Annotated in this window: 11 protein-coding genes; 4 read left to right on the forward strand and 7 right to left on the reverse strand. The window is 63.0% G+C overall.

The genetic code is table 11. The features are described 5' to 3' along the window. Positions 1-1,948, forward strand: a 1,948-nt coding sequence (locus tag ACFSM0_RS03170; RefSeq protein WP_377387014.1) for a rhamnosyltransferase WsaF family glycosyltransferase, incomplete at its 5' end; no start/stop codon positions are given. A gap of 4 nt (positions 1,949-1,952) precedes the next feature. Continuing rightward, positions 1,953-2,774 carry a hypothetical protein gene (locus tag ACFSM0_RS03175; RefSeq protein ID WP_377387017.1) on the forward strand — a complete coding sequence of 274 codons (822 nt, stop codon included), beginning with the start codon at positions 1,953-1,955 and terminating at the stop codon, positions 2,772-2,774. 16 nt (positions 2,775-2,790) lie between these two features. Here the strand turns inward: ACFSM0_RS03175 and ACFSM0_RS03180 are convergent, their stop codons facing one another. After that, positions 2,791-3,465 carry an ABC transporter ATP-binding protein gene (locus ACFSM0_RS03180; RefSeq protein WP_377387020.1) on the reverse strand — a complete coding sequence of 225 codons (675 nt, stop codon included), beginning with the start codon at positions 3,463-3,465 and terminating at the stop codon, positions 2,791-2,793. A 22-nt stretch (positions 3,466-3,487) separates the two neighbouring features. Further along, positions 3,488-4,675, reverse strand: coding sequence for a KpsE/RkpR family capsule polysaccharide export protein (locus ACFSM0_RS03185; RefSeq protein ID WP_377387023.1), 1,188 nt, complete (start codon positions 4,673-4,675; stop codon positions 3,488-3,490). Positions 4,676-4,852: 177 nt separating this feature from the next. Between ACFSM0_RS03185 and ACFSM0_RS03190 the strand changes: the two genes are divergently transcribed. Both ACFSM0_RS03190 and ACFSM0_RS03195 read left to right on the forward strand, forming a co-directional pair. Next, positions 4,853-5,581 carry an ABC transporter permease gene (locus ACFSM0_RS03190; protein WP_377387181.1) on the forward strand — a complete coding sequence of 243 codons (729 nt, stop codon included), beginning with the start codon at positions 4,853-4,855 and terminating at the stop codon, positions 5,579-5,581. A gap of 59 nt (positions 5,582-5,640) precedes the next feature. Next, positions 5,641-6,411, forward strand: a complete 771-nt coding sequence (locus ACFSM0_RS03195) for a sulfotransferase family 2 domain-containing protein (protein WP_377387026.1) — start codon at positions 5,641-5,643, stop codon at positions 6,409-6,411. 38 nt (positions 6,412-6,449) lie between these two features. Here ACFSM0_RS03195 and ACFSM0_RS03200 read toward each other — a convergent pair whose 3' ends face one another. From ACFSM0_RS03200 to ACFSM0_RS03220, 5 genes are all read right to left on the reverse strand, one after another. Further along, positions 6,450-7,466, reverse strand: a complete 1,017-nt coding sequence (locus tag ACFSM0_RS03200; protein WP_377387029.1) for a polysaccharide biosynthesis/export family protein — start codon at positions 7,464-7,466, stop codon at positions 6,450-6,452. 232 nt (positions 7,467-7,698) lie between these two features. Next, positions 7,699-10,317, reverse strand: a complete 2,619-nt coding sequence (locus tag ACFSM0_RS03205; RefSeq protein ID WP_377387032.1) for a calcium-binding protein — start codon at positions 10,315-10,317, stop codon at positions 7,699-7,701. Between the two features lie 167 nt (positions 10,318-10,484). Further along, entirely contained in the window at positions 10,485-13,493 is a 3,009-nt protein-coding gene (locus ACFSM0_RS03210) for a choice-of-anchor L domain-containing protein (RefSeq protein WP_377387035.1), read from the reverse strand. Between the two features lie 207 nt (positions 13,494-13,700). Beyond that, the gene (locus ACFSM0_RS03215) at positions 13,701-16,205 is read right to left on the reverse strand and encodes a M10 family metallopeptidase C-terminal domain-containing protein (protein WP_377387038.1); all 2,505 of its coding nucleotides are present in this window, start codon (positions 16,203-16,205) and stop codon (positions 13,701-13,703) included. Positions 16,206-16,280: 75 nt separating this feature from the next. Continuing rightward, on the reverse strand, positions 16,281-18,776 hold the full coding sequence (locus ACFSM0_RS03220; RefSeq protein WP_377387041.1) for a calcium-binding protein: 2,496 nt from the start codon (positions 18,774-18,776) through the stop codon (positions 16,281-16,283). Between the last annotated feature and the right edge of the window lie 58 nt (positions 18,777-18,834).

Consider the following 18,834-nt stretch of genomic DNA (forward strand, 5'->3'; position numbering starts at 1 on the left):
GGCGGATCTTGTCCATTCCGATGCGCGGCTGGTCGATGAAACCGGGGCAGAGATCGCGGCCTCGATGTTCGATTTCGAGCACCGCGTCCGCGCGCCCGGCCTGCGCGGGCTGCTTTACCGCAACAACATCACCGGCATGACCGTGTTGATGCGCCGCCGCGTGGTAGAGATTGCGCTGCCCTTCCCGCAACAAAGCGGGGTGCATTTCTACCACGATCTCTGGCTCGGGTTGGTTGCGGCAGCGCTGGGCGGGGTCACGCTTGTGCCCGAGGCGCTTGTCGATTACCGCCAGCACGGCGCCAATGCGATTGGGGCGGTGGACCGGTCGGATGCGGCGCGGCCGAGCCTGATGCGGCGGCTGCGCGGGCTCAATGCCATGTGGCTGCGGCGCGAGGCGGCAAGCTATGCGCTCGCGCGCTATCTGGCGCAAAGCGTCGAGGGGCGGCTTGCCGAGGTTTCTGCCGCGGGCGGGCTGAGCCACGGCGAGGCGCATTTGAAACCGCTGCGCCCCTATCTCGCCCGACGGCGCGGCGGCGCGACCTTCCTTGCCGATGCAGCGCGGCTTGCGGCGCGCAAGCACTACGGCCTTGCGCGTATCGCCAGCGGCTTTGGCCTTGTCCATACCGGGCGGCTTGTCTGGGCGCTGCGCAAGGCGCTTGGGCCGGGCATGGCCGATGCGCTCGAAGATTTCGACGAGCGGCTCTATTCGCTCTCGCCCGGGGTGGCGCCGCGCCATCCCGCGCTGGAGCGCCAGGCCGCGAACCGTGCGGTAAAATTTGAAACCGAGATCGACCTGCGCAAACGGCCCCACTGGGTGCCCGAATTCAGCGCCAGCGCGCCAAGCTTTACCGTGCTGGTGCCAACGCTGAACCCGACCGAAATTTTTGCGGGCGTGCTCACCGCAATCGACATTGGCGTGGGGCTGGCCGAGCGCGGCTACCGCGTTGCCTTTATCGCCACCGATCTGCCGATGTCTTCGCCCGCCGCGTCGCGCGCCTTTGTGCTGCGCAGGCTCTCGGCCAGCGCGCCGCTTGATGTGGCCGAGCGGATCGCCTGTCATTGCGGCGTGCGCAATGACACGCTGCCCGCGCATCGTGACGATATCTTCCTCGCAACGGCATGGTGGACCGCCCATGTCGCGCAGGAACTGATCGCGGCGCATGGTTATACGCAGCACCGCTTCCGCTACCTGATTCAGGATTACGAGCCCAACTTCTACGCCTGGGGCCCGGAATATGCCGATGCGGTGGCAAGCTATGCGCTGCCCTTCGAGCCGATTTTCAACACCGTTCTGCTGCGCGATTTCATGCAGGAGAAGGGCTACGCCATCGGCGATGGCGCGCCGCTGTGCTTTCATCCGGCGATCGACATTTCGCGTTACAGCACCCCCGCGCGCCCGACGCGCCAAGGGCCGCGGCGGCTCGCGCTTTATGGCCGCCCCGAAGTGCCGCGCAACATGTATGCGATGGCGATCGAGGTGCTGGCCCGCTTCATCGCGGCCGAAGGGCTTGGCCCGGCGGATCTCGAACTCATTTCGGTGGGCCTGCGCCACGCGCCGGTGAGCTTGCCGAACGGGCTGACATTGCACAGCCGCGGCAAGCTGCCGTGGGAAGAATATCCGGGCTTCCTGCGCGGTTTGGATCTTGGGCTGTCGCTGATGTATTCGCCCCACCCGAGCCATCCGCCGATCGAGATGGCCGCCTCGGGTGTGCGGGTGGTCACCAACAGTTTTGGCCCGAAGGATTTGTCACGGCTGAGCCCGGCCATTGTTTCGGCCACACCGGATGCCGCGGCATTGACGGAGGCGCTGCGGCGCGCCTGGGCGATGGGTCCGGTGACGGATGAGGACCGTCGGATCGACCTGCGCGCCCTCGGCCTGCCGCCCTCCGAAATGCTCGACCTGCTGGCAGAGCGTGTTGCGACCGACCTGCCCAGACACATTGGATAAGACGATGACCAGACGGATTTTGCTTCATGTCGGTTCGCCGAAATGTGGCTCGACCTATTTGCAACAAGTGATGAAGCACAACACCGAGAGCCTTGCGGCGGCGGGCGTGTGCTACCCTGAGGTGGAGGGCACTCATCCGGGCAATGCCGGCGCGCTGGCGGAGGTTGATCTGGCAACTGTCGTGCGCTGGTTTGCCCCGGGCATCGACACCGTGGTGCTGAGCCATGAAGACCTGTTTTCGATGGCGAAGAAGGGCGATGCGCTCCACGCGATCACGCGTGCCGAAAAGATTTCGGTGCAGGTCATCATGTTCCTGCGCCCCTTCAGCGAGTTCATGTTCGGCGATTATTCCCAGTTCATGAAGCAGCATTTCGAGAGCTATCTGACCAAGCGCGAGCCCTATGGTGGCATGAATTTCCGCGATTTCACGATGCGGCGGGCCAATTCGATGAAACCCGCGGTCTATGCCCGGAACTGGAATGTGAGGTTTGATGAGAACCCGATCATTCTGGCGGGCCATCGCGAGATCCGGTCGGTGATCGAACGGCTGATCGGGCCGGAGGCGGTGGCAAGTTGGGATGTGCATCCCACGCTCACCAATCCGTCTTTGCGGATGGAAGATTGCGACCGTATCGCCGCGGCAATGCGCGACCGCGCGATCCCGGATGAGGATATCCGCGAGATGTTGCGCGAGGCCTACCGGCAGACCAACGCGCCCGATGTCGGCAAAACCGCCGAGCGTATCGCCTTTGCCGAAGCGGAATTCGCGCCGCAAAACGAGCTTCTGCTGAGCGAGTTCGGGTTCGACAACCGGCGCAAGGGCTGATGGCGCAGGGCGGCGGTTATTCGTCGCCCTTGTCGTCGCTGCCCATCAGCCGCTGGTGGTGGGCAATCGCCTCTTCGACATCCTCATAAAAATAGAAGTTGCCGTTTTCGAGCACGCCCGCGTGGTGGCACAGCCGCCGCACCTGGCCCATCGTATGCGTCACCATCACCGCCGCGCTCTCGCTCAGGCGCTGGTTGAAGAGCGACTCGGATTTGTTCTTGAACGAGGCGTCGCCCACCGCAGTGACCTCGTCGACAAGATAGGTATCAAAGTGAATTCCCATCGACACGCCAAAGGCGAGGCGGGATTTCATCCCCGAGGAATAGCTGCGCACCGGCAGGTTGAAGTGATCGCCAAGCTCTGCGAAATCAGCCACAAAATCCGCAAGCTCGTCAGTATCCACGCCATAGACGCGCGCGATGAAGCGCACATTCTGCAACCCCGTCAGATCGCTGTGAAAACTGCCCGAAAAGCCGACCGGCCAGGAAACCGTGCCATGCCGGATCACCTGACCGGAATCGGGGTCCATCGCGCCCGAAATCATCCGCAGGAGCGAAGATTTGCCCGCACCGTTCCTGCCCAGCACGGCCACCGCCCTGCGCGGCGGGAAGACGGCGTTGATCCGGTTGGCAACGACCTTGCGGCGGCCATTGGTAACATAGGTCTTGCAGAGATTGCGCAGTTCGATCATCGCCCCACCCGGGTTCAGCGGCTCAGCGCCGGTCGCGCAACGAATAATAGATCATCGCCAAGATCGACCACGTCACGATCAAGAGCCCCGTCAGTATTCCCAAAATCATCCAGCGGCGCGGAAATTCGGCGGTTTCGGCCAGAGTGGGCGGAATGTGGGTCGCCAGATAGCGTGACTTGCGCTGTGCTTCCGCCACGGCCCCGTCATAGGCCGCCAGCGCACTCAGATAGGTTTTTTCGGCAAAGCTCTGATCGATGGCAAGCGATTCATATTCGTTGATCAGCGTGGCAAGATCGTCGGGCCGGGCAGATTCCGCGCGGCCAAATTCGCTGCGTTCATCGGCGATGCGTCCGCGGATGACATCGAGGCGCTGCTGCAGCTCGGCGCGGCGCGGGTCGTCCTTCGCCATCATGTCGAGCTCGATCATCGTCTTGGCGAGTTGTTCCTGAAGGTTGTTCAGGATCCCCATTCGCCCCTGCACCGCGGCTTGCGGATCAACGATCTGGCTGCGGGCGCGGAACCGTGTCAGCGCCGAGCGCGCATCCTTGAGGCGGCCAATCGCCAGGTCGAGCTCTTCGCGCGCGTAACGTGTTGCATCCTCGCGCGCGGTCGCCGAGAGGCGGTTGATCACGTCGCTGCTTTCGTCGGAAATCGCGGTGGTGATCGCCTGCGCATCTTCGGGGCGAAACGCCAGAACGCGGATCTCGATCAGGCCGGTGGAGCTGTCATAGAACACATCGACCATGCGGTTCCAGAACGCGAGCATCTTCTCGATCCGGCCATCCGAGCCAATCGAGAACATCGGGTCCCCCGGATTGGCGAAGACCTTCATCAGATCGACGCGCCGGTTGACGGCCCGCACCATCTCTTCGCTCTGGATGTATTCGTAGAGAATATCGGTGTCCGAGGAGGTATCGCCCGAGAGCTGCGTGATCCCGCCCAGAAGCTCTACCGCAGAACTGCCCTCCTCACGCCGGACCGAAAAGCCGACGCGGCTCGCAAATTGATCATTGGCGATCGCGAAAAGATAGAAGGCCGAGACAAGCACCGGCAAAACCACGATGAGCAGGAACGAGCCCGCAAGCAGTATGTGGCGGCGCTTGAGACGCGCAACACTGGCCGGAGGGCGCACCGCAAACTTGATCTTGTGTCGTGCCTTGAGCGCCAGCCCGGTGAGCTTCGCTGCGGGTGCGTTAGCCGGTTTGTTCACGTGGAGCCTGTTCTCGTCTCTGGGGTCAGCGTCTCACTCTGCTGATTTGCAGACCTGCGCAACTGTGTTACGTCAAATTTCACCATGACTCAATCGGCTCTTCCTTCCGCTCCCCGGCCCGCGCCGCGTGCTCAGCGCGCCCGCCGCCATGCCACGGCCCGCACCATCGCCGCGCTGATGCTGCGGGAGATGAGCAGCACCTACGGGCGTTCGATGCTTGGCTATCTCTGGGCGGTGCTGGAGCCGGTCGCAGGGATCATGCTGCTGACGTTCATCTTTTCCTTCGCGTTCCGGTCGCCCCCGCTCGGCACCAACTTCCCGCTGTTTTATGCCTCGGGGATGCTGCCCTTCCTGGCCTATATGGATATCGGGCAAAAGAGCGCGATGGCGGTGCGGTTTTCCAAATCGCTGCTGTTCTACCCCGGCGTGACCTTCATCGACGCGATTGCCGCCCGGTTTTTTGTCAATGTGCTCACGCAGATCATGGTCGCGGTTTGCATCTTCTCGCTGATCATCATCCTGTTTGACGTGCACACGATCCTCGATCTGCCGGCGATCATCCTCTCCTTCGCCATGGCATTCGCGCTGGGCCTCGGGGTTGGCACGCTGAACTGTTACCTGCTGGCCACCTATCCGCTTTGGGAGCGGATCTGGGCGGTGCTGAACCGGCCGCTGTTCATCATCTCCTGTATCTTCTTTCTCTATGAGAGCATTCCCAACCCCTACCGCGGCTATTTGTGGTGGAACCCGCTCGTGCATATCATCGGAGAGGCGCGCAAAGGGTTTTACGCCACCTATGACGGCGCCTTCATTTCTCCGCTTTATGTCTTCAGCGTTTCCGGCATCTGCTTTGCGCTCGGATTGTTGCTGCTGCGCCGATATCACCGCGACATCGTCAATTTCTGATCTGTGCAGATTGTCCGAACCGGAGAGCTTTGCTAGCCGGACAAAAAGAGGAGGATGTCATGGGCTGGCGCGGTTATATCGACGACACGCACGAAACAGTATTCTTCTGGTCGCAGAAGGCGGCCTGCACCACGCTGTTCAACATGCTTGCCGACAATATGCCCGAGCGGCCAGAGTCAAAGAGCCACTTCCATCTCGCGAGCATGTCCTACAAGGCGTGCCTCACCGCAATCGAGACCCGGGGCTACCGTTCGGTGATCGTGGCGCGCCATCCGGTGAGCCGGTCGATCAGCGCCTATTTCAACAAGTTCCTCGTTTACCGTGACCGCCGCTTGCTCACGCGCGACGATCTCGAACCCTTTGCGCAGGACCTGCATGATCGGTTTTGCCAGATGGTCGGCGCCACCGGCTGCACCGAAAACATCATCAGCTACGAGCAGTTTCTTGCCACAGTGGTGCAAATGCGCGCCGATCTGGAGCAAAAGCCCGAGATCCCGATCAATGGTCACTGGGAAACGCAGGTGCCCGCGATCTTGCAAAAGCGCGGCTTTCGCTATGACCGCATCATCCATGCCGAGGCACTGGATGCCGAGCTGGGCGCGTTTTGTGCCGAGGTGGGGCTGATCTACCGGCCGCGGCAGCTCAACCGCACCCGCCTCGCCGCAGAGCGCCACGAGGGATATCTGGGCCATCTGCCCGCGCGTGAGGTCTCTGCCCTGAACTTTGGGCCCGAGAATTTCATCTCCGAGCAGACGCTGGCAACGCTCGAAGACTATTACCGCGTCGATTTCGAGATGCTGGGCTACCCCCCGGGCGCGCCGCAGCGTTGATATTTTGCGGTCCGGGCTCAACCCGGACCGCTTTCCCCTCAGTCGCTGATCGACGATGTCGTGCGCACAACGCCAAGCAGCGTGCCAACCGTCGACAGGATATTGCGCGTGACCGTCAGCGAGGCTTCGGTCGCCACCACGGTATCGCCGGGATAAACCTCGAACTTGCGCGCGGCAAAGAGCCCGTCCGCCGAGGTCATGTCAAAGGCAAACACCATCTGCGAGCGCTCCGGCCCCTCGGGTTTCACCGCCTCGGCCGGGTATTCGCGCAGCACGATCAGCCCTTTCGGGTCGGCGCGGGTGGGCGCCAGGCCACCGATTTCCGCCAGAGCCTCGATTGCGGTGAGATGGTCTTTTGAAAAATAGACGATCTCCTGGTTCCCCGTGGCCCCGATGGCGGTGAAATAGCGCTCATCGGGCAGCACGATGATCTTGTCATTGCCGCGCACGGGGATGTTTTTCGACGCGTCGGAGAGCAGGTCATGCGCCGGGATCTGATAGGTGGTGCTGCCCCGGATCAGGCGCACATCCGGGTTGCGCAGGCTCGCCGGAATGCCGCCCGCCTGCGCAATCATGCTGAGCACGGATGTGTTGCGATCCTGCAGCGGAAAGCTGCCCGGACGCGTAACGCCGGAGACCACGTCGACGGTATTGAGCCGACCCTGTTTGACATTGAGCTGGAGTTGCGCGGTGGGGGAGATCGGTTCCAGCGCCTTCTGGATGTTGGTGCGTGCCTGGGTGGGGGTGAGCCCGCGCACGAAAACATTGCCGACATAAGGCACAAAGATCTCACCGGTTTCGGTGACGACGAGCCCGCCCATGTTGGAGTTGTGGTTGGAGGTCTGGGTCAGCAGCGAGTTTGCCTGGCTGTCCCAGATCATCAGATCAACCGTGTCACCGGTCGCGATCACGCCGGTATCGGCGCCACGATGCGGGCCCGGCCAGTTGCGCAGTTGCTGGGTTCCGACTTTCGGGTAGCTGCGGATCTGGGCGATGTTGTCACGCCCGACGCGCATCACCGCAAAATTCTGATCCTCGGCGGTTTCCTCTTTCACGATCTCGCGCGAAAGAGCCGCGCCCCGGGGAGCGGTGCAGGATGCCTCGGCAAATATCGTCGCCAAGAGGCAGACGGAAACAATCAATCGGCTCAATGCGATCCCCCCAGATCCAGAGTCACGACTGTTCTAATCAAGGCGCCCGGAATTGCCAGCCCAAAAAGACTTAGGCGCCAAACCCGGATCGAAAAGGGCGGGCCCGAAGGCCCGCCCGATGGGGTCTCTTGCCGCATCAGCCGAACAGGAAATCGGCCTTGGTGAGATCCTCTGCGCTGATGCCGAGAAGGTAGATTGTCTGGCCTTCATAGGCCATCGACACGCCCGCTTCGCCGTCGATCGTGGTGTCGGTGATGTTGAGCGCCGCGACATAGCCGTTAAGGCCCGAGCCCGGTTCGTTTTCGATGCCGGAGATGCGGATCATGTCCACGCCATCCTCGAAATCGGTGATCACATCCGTGTCGCCGTCGATCATGCCGTTGAACACGAACACATCTGCGCCATCGCCGCCGGTCATCGTGTCATCGCCCGAGCCGCCGTTGATCACATCATCGCCGTCGGCCCCGTCGATCACGTCGTCGCGGCCACCGCCCGCGAGGAAGTCATCGCCGTCGCCGCCGGTGATCGTGTCATCGCCTTCGCCGCCGCCGATCGCATCTGCGCCTTCGCCGCCGTCGATCACGTCGCGCCCGGTGCCGCCACCGAGGCTGTCATCGCCGGCAGAGCCGAAGATCGTGTCATTGCCGAAGCCGCCGCCAATCGAATCGTTGCCGTCGCCGCCGTCGATCCAGTCATTGCCCTGGCCGCCCGAGATCGCGTCATTGCCGCCCGCGCCGGAGATCGAATCATCGTCCTGACCGCCGCCGATGGTGTCGTTGCCTTCGCCGCCGATCAGCGTGTCATCGCCGGTGCCGCCGCCAATCGAATCGTTGCCGGTCTGACCATCGGCGCTGTCGTCGCCATCGGAGGAGGAGATCACGTCGTCGCCGTCGCCGCCCAGAAGTGAATCATCCCCCGCGCCGCCCGAAATCGTGTCGTCGCCGGTGCCGCCGGTGATCGTGTCATCGCCGCCCGTGCCGATCACCACTTCGCCGGTTTCAGCGCCGCCGGTATTCTCGGCGAGCGCCGCCACCTGCGTTGCGGTGAGCGTGCCATCGGAAAACTGGAAGTATTCGATCCCGGTGAAGGTGTCGGTGCCTTCGCCGGTGATGGTCACAACCCCGCCGCTGACGCTGACGGTGATCGCGCTTGAAGCCACGTTCAGCACCGCCGTATCGGTGCCGTCGCCGCCGATGATCGTGTCATTGCCCGCGCCGCCGGTGAGCGTGTCGTTGCCCTCCCGGCCGTCGAGCCGCTCGTGCGCGTTGCTGCCGGAGATCACGTCAGCGCCGGTAGAGCCCCGCACGGCTTCGATGCTGGTCAGGCTGTCGGTATAGCTGGTGCCGTTGAAGACCGTGGTCGCGGTGCCCGCGGCGAGGTTGACCGAAACCGAGGTGTAACCGTCGCGGTCATAACGGATGAGGTCGAAGCCGTCGCCGCCGTCAACAGTGTCGTTGCCGCCCTGAACGATGAAGCTTTCGTCGCCATCCGAGCCCACGAGGCTGTCGGCATAATTGCCGGTGCGGATCTCGAGCGTGCCTGCGCCGCTGAAGTTGATATCGGCGCTGCCGCCGGTGCCGTCATTCTCGATATAGCCATCGGCGATATTGGCGACCACGCCTTCGGTCGCGGTGCTGGCAAAGTTGACCCGCACCTTGCTGTCGGCCCCGATGTTGAGCCCGTAGTAATCGCCACCGCCGCCGCCGATGAGGCCGGCCCATTCGCCCGCGGTGGTGGTGACATTGAAGATGTCGCCTTGCGAGGTGCCGACGATGGTCAGCCCTTCGCTGGTGGTTGCCTCCATCAGGTTGACGAGGCTGTCCTGGCTGCCATCGGCTTTGAAAACGACATTGGTGCCGTCGCCGCTCGCGCTGGCATTGAGCGTGAGCTGGATACCGGTCGTGCCGTCATACTGCGCGCTGTAATCAAGCGTGTAGTCGCCGGTGCTGCTGGCGCCGTCAAAGTCGATCGTGTCGTTGCCGGCGGAGGCAACAACGAGGTCATAACCGGAGTTGGCGCCCGGCATCAGCAGGTCATCGCCATCGCCGCCATAAAGCTCGTCGGAGCCGTTGTTGCCGATCAGCGTATCGTTGCCGTCCGAGCCATAGAGAATGTCATTGCCACCCGCGCCGTCGATCGAATCGTCGCCATCGCCCCCGTCGATCGTGTCATCGCCTGCAAGGCCGTTGATCACGTCGTCGAAGCTATACCCGGCGATGGAATCATTGCCCGCGGTGGCATCATAAATATCGCTGTCAACCGAAGTGACCGCGGCAACCCCGGCCGGATCCCAGCTCGCGCCCTCGGCATAGGTGCCAGAGGTGATCGTCGAGCGCGTCATGGTGCTCAAAAGGTTCAGAAGCGCGGAGGATGTCGGCACGGTCGTGCCGCCGATCATCGGTTCGGTCAGATAGAAGACCTCGTTGGTCCAGTCATTGGTGTCAGGATCTTCGTGACCGATCACCATAATCTGGTAAGTGACGCCGCCGCTGGTGAGACGCAACAGCGTCGCCTCGTCGTAATTGTCGTTATCGATGATCGAAACGCCATTGAGCAGAACATCATAGACAGTCCCGCTGTTATTGTTCAGCTCGCCCTGAATGTCATCCTCACCAACATAGGTGTAGCTGCTCGTGAAGGTGACATCATCCGTCGCAATGATCTCGAGCGTCGTGTTGACAGGGGTGGTGATGTTCTGCCCGTTGCCGTCCAATTCCGTGAAGGCGAATCCCGAGAGGGTGATTTTCTGAACCATCTGGTTATCCTTGCATTAAGATTTTGCGCTGGTGACGGCGCACGTCTTTGTGACCAGATCACTAAAGGCCAGATGCGACATGTCGACAAGTCGCAAATGCCCTACTTGACCAAAGGAACAAAAAGGCGGGCCCTCGGGCCCGCCTTGTCGTTTTGCTCTGAACCCGATCAGGCGAAGATGAAATCGGCCTTGGTCAGGTCGGAGGCGCTGATGCCCATCACATAGATCATCTGCCCCTCGTAAGACATCGAGACGGCCGCCTCGCCGTTGACGGTCGTGTCGGTGATGTTGAGCGCATCGAGATAGCCGTTGAGGCCGGAGCCCGGTTCGTTCTCGATCCCCGAGATGCGGAACATGTCGATGCCGTCTTCGAAGTCGAGGATGAAATCCTCGTCGCCATCGATCATGCCGTTGAACACGAAGACATCCGCGCCATCGCCGCCAGACATCGTGTCGTCGCCCGCGCCGCCGTTGATCACGTCGTCGCCGAGACCGCCATTGATTGAGTCGTGGCGCCCGCCACCGGCGAGGAAGTCGTCGCCCGCACCGCCGAGGATCGTGTCATCGCCCTCGCCGCCGCCGATCGAGTCGTTGCCCGTCTGGCCAATGAGCATGTCGCGCCCGGAGCCACCGCCGATGTCGTCGTTGCCGTCCCCGCCGATCACGGTGTCGTTGCCGAAGCTCGCCCCCATGATGTCAGTGCCGTCCCCGCCATCCATGGAGTCGTTGCCAGCGCCCCCGTTGACGGTGTCGTTTCCGGCATCGCCATAGAGCGAGTCATTGTCCATGCCGCCGCCCATGAAGTCGTTGCCGTCCCCGCCGGTCATGGAATCGTCGCCGGTGCCGCCGCCCATCAGGTCGTTGCCGCCGCCGCCTTGCACCGTGTCATCGCCTTCGGATGCCGCGAGGTTGTCATCACCTGCGCCGCCGATGAGCAGGTCATCACCCGCGCCGCCCTGCAGGCCGTCATTGCCGTCGCCGCCGTCCAGCGTGTCGTTGCCATCGCCGCCTTGCAGCAGGTCATCGCCGCCAAGGCCGGTGATCGAGTCATCGCCCGCAGTGCCGACGAGAGTGTCATCCCCCGCGGTCGGGCCCTCCGGTTCAACCCCGTTGGGCAGCGCGCCGACGGTGGTGATGATGGTGTTGCCATCCACTGTGTCGAAGCTGAAGGTCGCCTGGGTGAAGTTGCCCTCAAGCGTGGTGGTGGTGTCCGCCACGCCGTCGCCATCGGTGTCGATGTCGAGGATCGCCGAGCCCATGGTGATTTGCACGTCATCTTCGCCAAATTCGACGCCTTCGAACTGGAGTTCGTCATCGTCGCCCCAGCCGTCGATCACGTCGCCATCAAGCTCGTCGGGCGTGCCGGTGACCGTATCCGAGCCCTCGCCGAGCGTGACGAGTTCCGGGGCTGCGTTCGAGTTGATGGTATCGTCGCCATCGGTGCCGCCCACGGAGATGTAGCTGCCCGAGAAGTCGAAGTCCGAGGCCTGCACATTGCCCACAAAGAGACCAGAGTCGAGAATATTGTCCCCAGTGTCGGCAATCCCGATCATCACCGAGTTGGTGCCCTCCTGAATCGGCGCCACCACCGTCAACAGCACCGAGAAACCATCATATTCGGTGGTGTAGCCGTTGGAGGTGTTATTGTAGAAGTTGCCTTCGGTGTTGATGCTCGTGCCGGTGATCGCAAGCGGCTGGTTCGGATCATTGTTGAACAGCGCATAGTTGGTGCCGTTCACGAAGATCGCCGCGATATCGACGAAGGAGCTGTTGACATATTCGGGGTATTCTTCCGAACCGAAGAACAGGGTGAACGAGATCGAGGGCGCATCGCCCAGATCGGCTGCGTCGAAGGTGAATTCGACATAGGAGGCATCGTTGGTCGAGCCTGCGCCGGAAAAGGCATCATGCGCGGCTTGGGTCAGCAGATAATTGCCATTCTCGCCAAGGTCGACGGAATGCCCGCTCGACGTGTTTGCGGTGCCCGGCCCGTCGCCGGAGGTGAGGAAAATGCCCCGGTCGATGCTGACCACGGGGGTCTGCGTTTCATCCTCGTTGATCTGATAGATCGTGAAGCCTTCGGGCAGCAGCTCGATGCCTTCAATCGCACCGGAATAGAGGATCGAGCTTGGCGTGAAGGCCGGATCGGAGAAGAGCACGGGCGCGATGTCGCTGAAGTCGCCCTGACCGTCAAGCGCGGTGCCAATCTCGGGCGTGGGCGCGCCGGTGAGGGTGACGACGACAGTATCGCCCTCCATCACCTTGCTGACCTCATAGGTGCCGCTGACGGTGGTGAAGTTGCCGTAGTAGTCAACGCTGCCATTGCCATCGGCGTCGATGTCGAGCACGCCCGCGCCAATCTGCACCCCGTCGATGCTGCTGACGCCCGAGATCCGCAGTTGATCGCCAAAGTCGAAGTTGGTGATGCTGTCCCCATCGAATTCCGCGGCGGTGCCCGAGATCACGTCAAGGCCGCTGCCGCCCTGGATCAGGTCGCCCCCCGCGCCGCCGACGATCGAGTCATTGCCGGGGCCGCCATCGAGGATGTCGTCGCCCGCGCCGCCCAGAAGCGTGTCATGCCCGTCCCCGCCGGAGATCGTGTCATTGCCATCAAGGCCGCTCAGCGTTTCGCTGCCGTTCACGCCCGAGAGCAGATCGGCGTCTGCGGTCCCGGTGAAGGGATCGTATTCGGTTTGAGCCACCCCGGCGACCTCATCCAGCGAGAACGGATGGTTGCTCGCAAACGGGCCGGTGGTGATTTCCGTCGCGGTGCCGCCGGCAATGATCGCCGAGATCAGCTCCACGGTCGGCACCGTTCCGGTGGGCAGCAGCGTGCCGGCCAACGGCAGCAAGATCACTTGATCGCTGAATTGGTTTTCGAGCACCACGACCTGCGTGGATTGCCCTTCATAGCTCACCGCGAACATCTCGGTGCGCCAGTAGCCGAGGTCCAGAGCGCTTTCGCTGCCTCCGACGTCAAGCAACGTGCCATAGATGTCGCCCATCGAATTGACGAGCTCGCCATAGAACGAGGACGGGTCGCCCCCCTCCGGCGAAAAGGTGAACTCGAGATCTGCGCTGCCGTTCACAGTGACAGTCGCTGTGCTCAGACCGGTCAGGTTGTCCGACGAGTCAAGATAGAAGCTGAAACCGCTCAGCTCGTAAGAAATGGCCATAGTAATCTCCCCCCGCTTTGAGCTGCAAAATCAGCTCAGCGTGAGGTCAGGTAAGCATAAAGTTTATGTTCCGTAAAGAAAATGGGGCCGATTCGGGCGTATATCTCCCGAAGATAACGCTATCACCCAAAAGGTTTATGTCCCGAAAGTTGAAGGGGCGCCAGTGGTGGCACCCCTCGGTTGTCTGACCTGCTGAAGGCGCGGACCTCAGGCGAACAGGAAGTCGTCCTTGGTGACGGTGTCGACACCGATCAGAACGATCAACTGGCTGCCGTAATGCAGCGCCAGCGCATCCTCGCCCCCATAGGTCACCTGCTCGGGGTCAAGCGCGTCGACATAGCCTTGCAGGCCGCTGCCCGGTTCATTCTGGACCCCGGCAAGGCGGATCAGATCGACGCCATGGGCAAAGTCGAGAATGACGTCGACATCGCCCGCGTTGGGCGCATTGAACACAAAGACATCGGCGCCACTGCCACCGTTGAGCGTGTCATTGCCTTCGCCGCCATTGATCACATCGTCACCGGTGCCGCCGTCGATCAGGTCATGGCGCCCGCCGCCGGCGAGGAAGTCATCGCCCGCGCCGCCAAAGATACTGTCGTCGCCTTCGCCGCCGCCGATCGTGTCATTGCCGTCGTCGCCCATGATCGAGTCGCGCCCGCTGCCGCCGCCGAGCGCGTCATTGCCTGCGCCGCCCGAGAGCAGGTCGTTGCCGAAGCTCGCCCCCATCACGTCATTGCCGTCGTCACCAATCAGCACATCGTCGCCCGCGCCGCCGTTGACGGTGTCGTTGCCGCTGCCGCCAAGCATGGAATCATTGCCCATGCCACCGCCCATGAAGTCGTTTCCGGTGCCGCCATCCATCGAGTCATCGCCGAGCCCGCCGCCCATCAGGTCATTGCCGCCGTCGCCGCTGAGCGAGTCGTTGCCATCGGAGCCGGAGAGGTTGTCGTCTCCCTCGCCGCCGTAAAGCGTGTCATTGCCGAGGCTGCCCCGCAGCCCGTCATTGCCGGCGCCGCCGTTGAGCAGGTCGTCGCCATAGCCCCCCTGAAGCGTGTCATCGCCGCTGGTGCCGGTCAGGCTCTGGTCTCCGGTCGCGGTGGCATCGCCAATGGCGATGCCGGTGCCGCCACTGCCGGTATCGCCCCCGCCGCCGGTATCGGTCCCGGTCAGGGCGTCATAGCTGTAGGTGCCGTCGGAAAACTGAAAATACTCCACGTTGGTGAAGAGATCGGTGCCGTCGGCCGAAACGATCTTGAGCCCGTTCGACTGCACCGTGATGGTTGCGGCGGTATGGGTTCCGGCGATCACGGCGGTATCGGTGCCCCCGCCGCCGTTGACGGTGTCATTGCCGGCGCCCGCGTCGATCAGGTTGTCGGCGCTGTTGCCGGTGATCCGGTCATCGCCACTGCCCGAGAGCACATCCTCGACGATGGTGGTGGTGGCAATGCCCATGCTGTTGATGTTGCCATAGACGTCGGACAGGCTTCCGGGCGTCAGATCAAGCCGCTGATCGGCCGATGTCTCGCTGAAGTCGAGCGTGTCATGGCCGGCGCTGTCGTAGACGGTAAAGGCGATGTCATCGCCGCCATAAACGGCGTTGTTTGCCGTCACGCCGTCAAAGACATAGGAGAAGATCTCGCCCAGATAGCCGCCAACATTGGAATTGGCGCCCCAGACGGTGTTGCCGGTATAGGCGGTGGAGGGCCCGTAAAGGCTCTGGATCGAAAGATAATCCGCCATCATCGGCGTGATCACCGCAAGATCACTTCCGGCGATGGTCGTGTTATTCTCGAGCGTGAAATAGGACATGATCGAGTAGATCGTGCAGTCGTTCAGATAGGCATTGCTGACGCCGTAGGTTGCCGATCCGTCATAGGGGCCGGTATGGCCGAGCCCGAGCGCATGGCCAATTTCGTGCACATAGGTCTGGAACGAATAGCTGTCGATCGAGGTGCCGTAATTGGCCAGCCAAGCGGTGCCGATGTTCACCGTCGACTGGGTGATGATGCCATTCGAGGGGTAATAGGCCGCGGGGCCGGAGAAGGCGCCGGACTGGTTGTCGTCAAAAACGATATTGGCCGCGGCGCTTGTCGTGGTGGTGAATTGCAGCCCGGTTGCGAGTGTCCATGCATCGAGCGCCCAAAGCGCCAGTTGCTTGCCCGCGGCGGTCAGCGCACTGATGTTGACGGTGATCGTATCTCCGGCTTCGGCGTCAAAATGGATCGGCGCGGCGATCCCCCAATCAAAATTGGCGCTGTAGCTCGCGATCTGCGCGATGGAAAAGACATCATCGGCAATCTGCATCGTGTAGCTGCCGGTCTCGCTGCCATAGCCGCCGACCCCGATGTAATAGGTGCCACCCGTGGTCGCGGTGAAATTGATCAGCGAAAAGCGGTTGTCCCCGGTGGCGTCGTCATTGCTGGCGATCTCGGTGCCGGCGGAGTTGTAGACCGACAGGACGGTGTCGGTCAGCCCGGTGTTGGAGCCGCCCGTGCCCCAGACCATTGCGACATAGGTTTCGCCGGCTTCGAGCGTGACCTTGTACCAGTCGTCGTCGCTCGCAGAGGAGATGACACCACTGATCGTGTCGTCGACACTCATCGTGTAGGTCGTGACCGGGGAGGCTGCGGCGTCGCTGGTTTCCGCCAGCGCGGCGGCGCGCAGCAAGGGTTCCGTCGTCAACGGTTTGTCGAGCGTCTGCAAAAGGGTCATGGCGCACTTCCTTTGGTAACATGGCCGTGAACCTAAACCAGCGACAGAGGTCGGGAAAGTTCAATTCACGGAGAATTAGAGGAACAGGAAATCGTGGGCTGAGAGATCCCCCTTCGCGACTCCTTCAAGAAGGATCTCGTGGCCGTGCCAGATCACCAGCGTGCCCTCCGCGGCGGTTTCGAGCGTCAACGCCCCAAACCGCCCGCCGCTTGCCGCCGGGGTGACGCCCGCAAGCCGGATCAGATCGACCCCGTCCTCAAAATCGGCGATCACATCACGCTCGCCCGCCGTCAGCGTATTGAAGATGAAAAGATCGGCGCCCGCCCCGCCAGAGAGCCAGTCGTCCCCCTCGCCGCCATTGAGCAGATCCGCCCCCTCACCGCCCGCGAGCCGATCTGCGCGCCCGCCGCCCGCCAAAAAGTCGTCTCCCGCGTTGCCGTAAAGCGTGTCATCGCCCTCGCCGCCGCCGAGCCGGTCATCGCCGAGCCCGCCCAGCAAGGTATCGCGCCCGGTGCCGCCGCCCAGATCGTCATTGCCCGCCCCCCCGTCGACACTGTCATTGCCGAAGCTGCCCGCGAGCGAATCCTGGCCGTCATCCCCAAAGAGCAGGTCATCGTCAGGCCCGCCGCTGATCGCATCGTCGCCGGTGCCGCCGCGCAGCGAATCCTTGCCCGCGCCGCCCCCGATGGAATCGTTGCCCGCCTCGCCGAAGACCGTGTCATTGCCGGTGCCCGCGCCGATATTGTCATGGCCTGCGCCGCCGTTGACGAGATCATTGCCCTCGGCGGCCGCAATCGCATCATTGCCGTCGCCGCCAAAAATGCTGTCATCGCCCGCGCGCCCCACGAGCCAGTCATCGCCGCCATTGCCGGTCAGCACGTCATTGCCGTCCGCGCCGTCGATCAGGTCATCGCCCGCCCCGCCGGTCAGGCTGTCGGCGCCCGCGCCCCCGGTCAATTGCACCCCGGCGGGAAGCTGCGGTTCAGGAGGGGGGGGCTCTGGCGCCGGTTGCGGGTTCGGGGCGGGAGGGGGAACGGGTGCGGGGGTCGGAACCGGTTCCGGCTCACTCACCTGAAGCGGCTGCACCACCACCTCGTAATGGCTTGTCACAAAAGGGATCAGCGCCGCGACATCGTCCAGCGTCAACGGTTTGCCGGAGGCGCTTTTGAGCACCAGCAGCTCGTCGCCAAAGCCGAGCGTGGCGCCGGTGGCGGTGGCGGTAAACACCGCCTGACTGGCGGCGTGAAACAGCGGCCAGCCGGAAAGGTCGATCCGGTCCTCGCCCGGCGTGACATCAAGGATCGTGTCGCTCTTGCCATCTGCGCAAAGCACAAAGATATCGCGCCCGGCCCCGCCTTGCAGCGTGTCGCTTCCCGGCCCGTCGCTCAGAATGTCATTGCCGGCCCCGCCCGAGAGCAGGCCCGCGCCTGTGGTGAGCGAAAGCAGATCATCGCCCGGGGTGCCGGTGAGCGTGCCGGACCCTTTCGAGATCACCGCGCCGAGGGTCGCGGTGTCGAGGCCGATCTGCCCCAGCCCGGCCTCGCTGCCCGAGGTGGTGAAAATGCGGATCTGGGTGCCAAACTCTGCCGCGGCGAGCGCCGTGATCCCGTCCAGCACGAGCGCATCGGTATCGGCGAGGCTCTCGATCAGCACGAGCCGCCCCTCGGGGGTGAGCCGCAAGAGCGTCAGCCCGTCGTCGCTGCCTGCGGCGAGCACGAAGACATGATCGCCCACGCTGACCACCTCGAGCTTGCGCGCCCCTTCGAAGCGGGTGGTCAGATCGTCGATCATATGGTCGGTGACGGTGACGCCGCCATCGCTTGCGATCTGCATCACCGTGAGGCTGGAGGAGCCCGCGGCGGCGATGATGAGAAAACCGGTGCTGCCGATGCTGGCGCTGGCAAGCGCGGTGACGGTCTGGATCGGGACCGAGTCTTCCATGCCGAGGCTGATCCCCTCGCTGAGCGTGCCGTTTGCGCCAAGCGCAAAGCCGGTCACGCCATGTTCGGAGGCCGAGCCCGCAAAGATAAACGCGGCCCCGCCCGAATGCACAAGCGCGATGTCGCTCACATTCTCAAGATAGCGCGCGGCGCTGTCAGAAAGGCTCTGCACCAGCACAAGCTTGCTCTGGGCGGCGTCCCAACCGTAAAGGGTGAGCCCCGCGCCATCGGCAGGCGCGGCGAGCAGGAGCGTTTTGCCGCCCGCATCCATGCCCAGAAGGCTCACCGCCTTGGTTTGACTGGGGCTTGCCGCGAGAAAGCTGAGCCGCGCGCTGCTATCGCCCTGCGATGCAGCGGCGAAACTGTCGCCGAGGGCCGGCACCGAGAGCGCGCCGGAGAGGCCGTTGAGGGTGGTTGCGAGCCGGGCTTCGGTCAGATGCAGCCGGGTGCCGCTTTCATCAAGGGCGCCGCTGGCGGTCAGCCCAAAGATCTCGCTGGTGCCAAAACTGTAATTGGCCACCGTGATCTGCGGCGCAGCACTGGTGCCGCCAATCCAGATCTCCGCCTGTCCGGCGGGCAGGTCGAGCCCGCCCCCGAACAGGGTGCCCATGCCGATCAGCCCCGACGCCATCGCGCCCCACCCCTTACCTCACCCAAGTGAGAACAAACTAGGGGTAAAGGGTGGCGAG

This window comes from Rhodobacter lacus, from assembly GCF_042683065.1.
Lineage (GTDB): Bacteria > Pseudomonadota > Alphaproteobacteria > Rhodobacterales > Rhodobacteraceae > Rhodobacter > Rhodobacter lacus.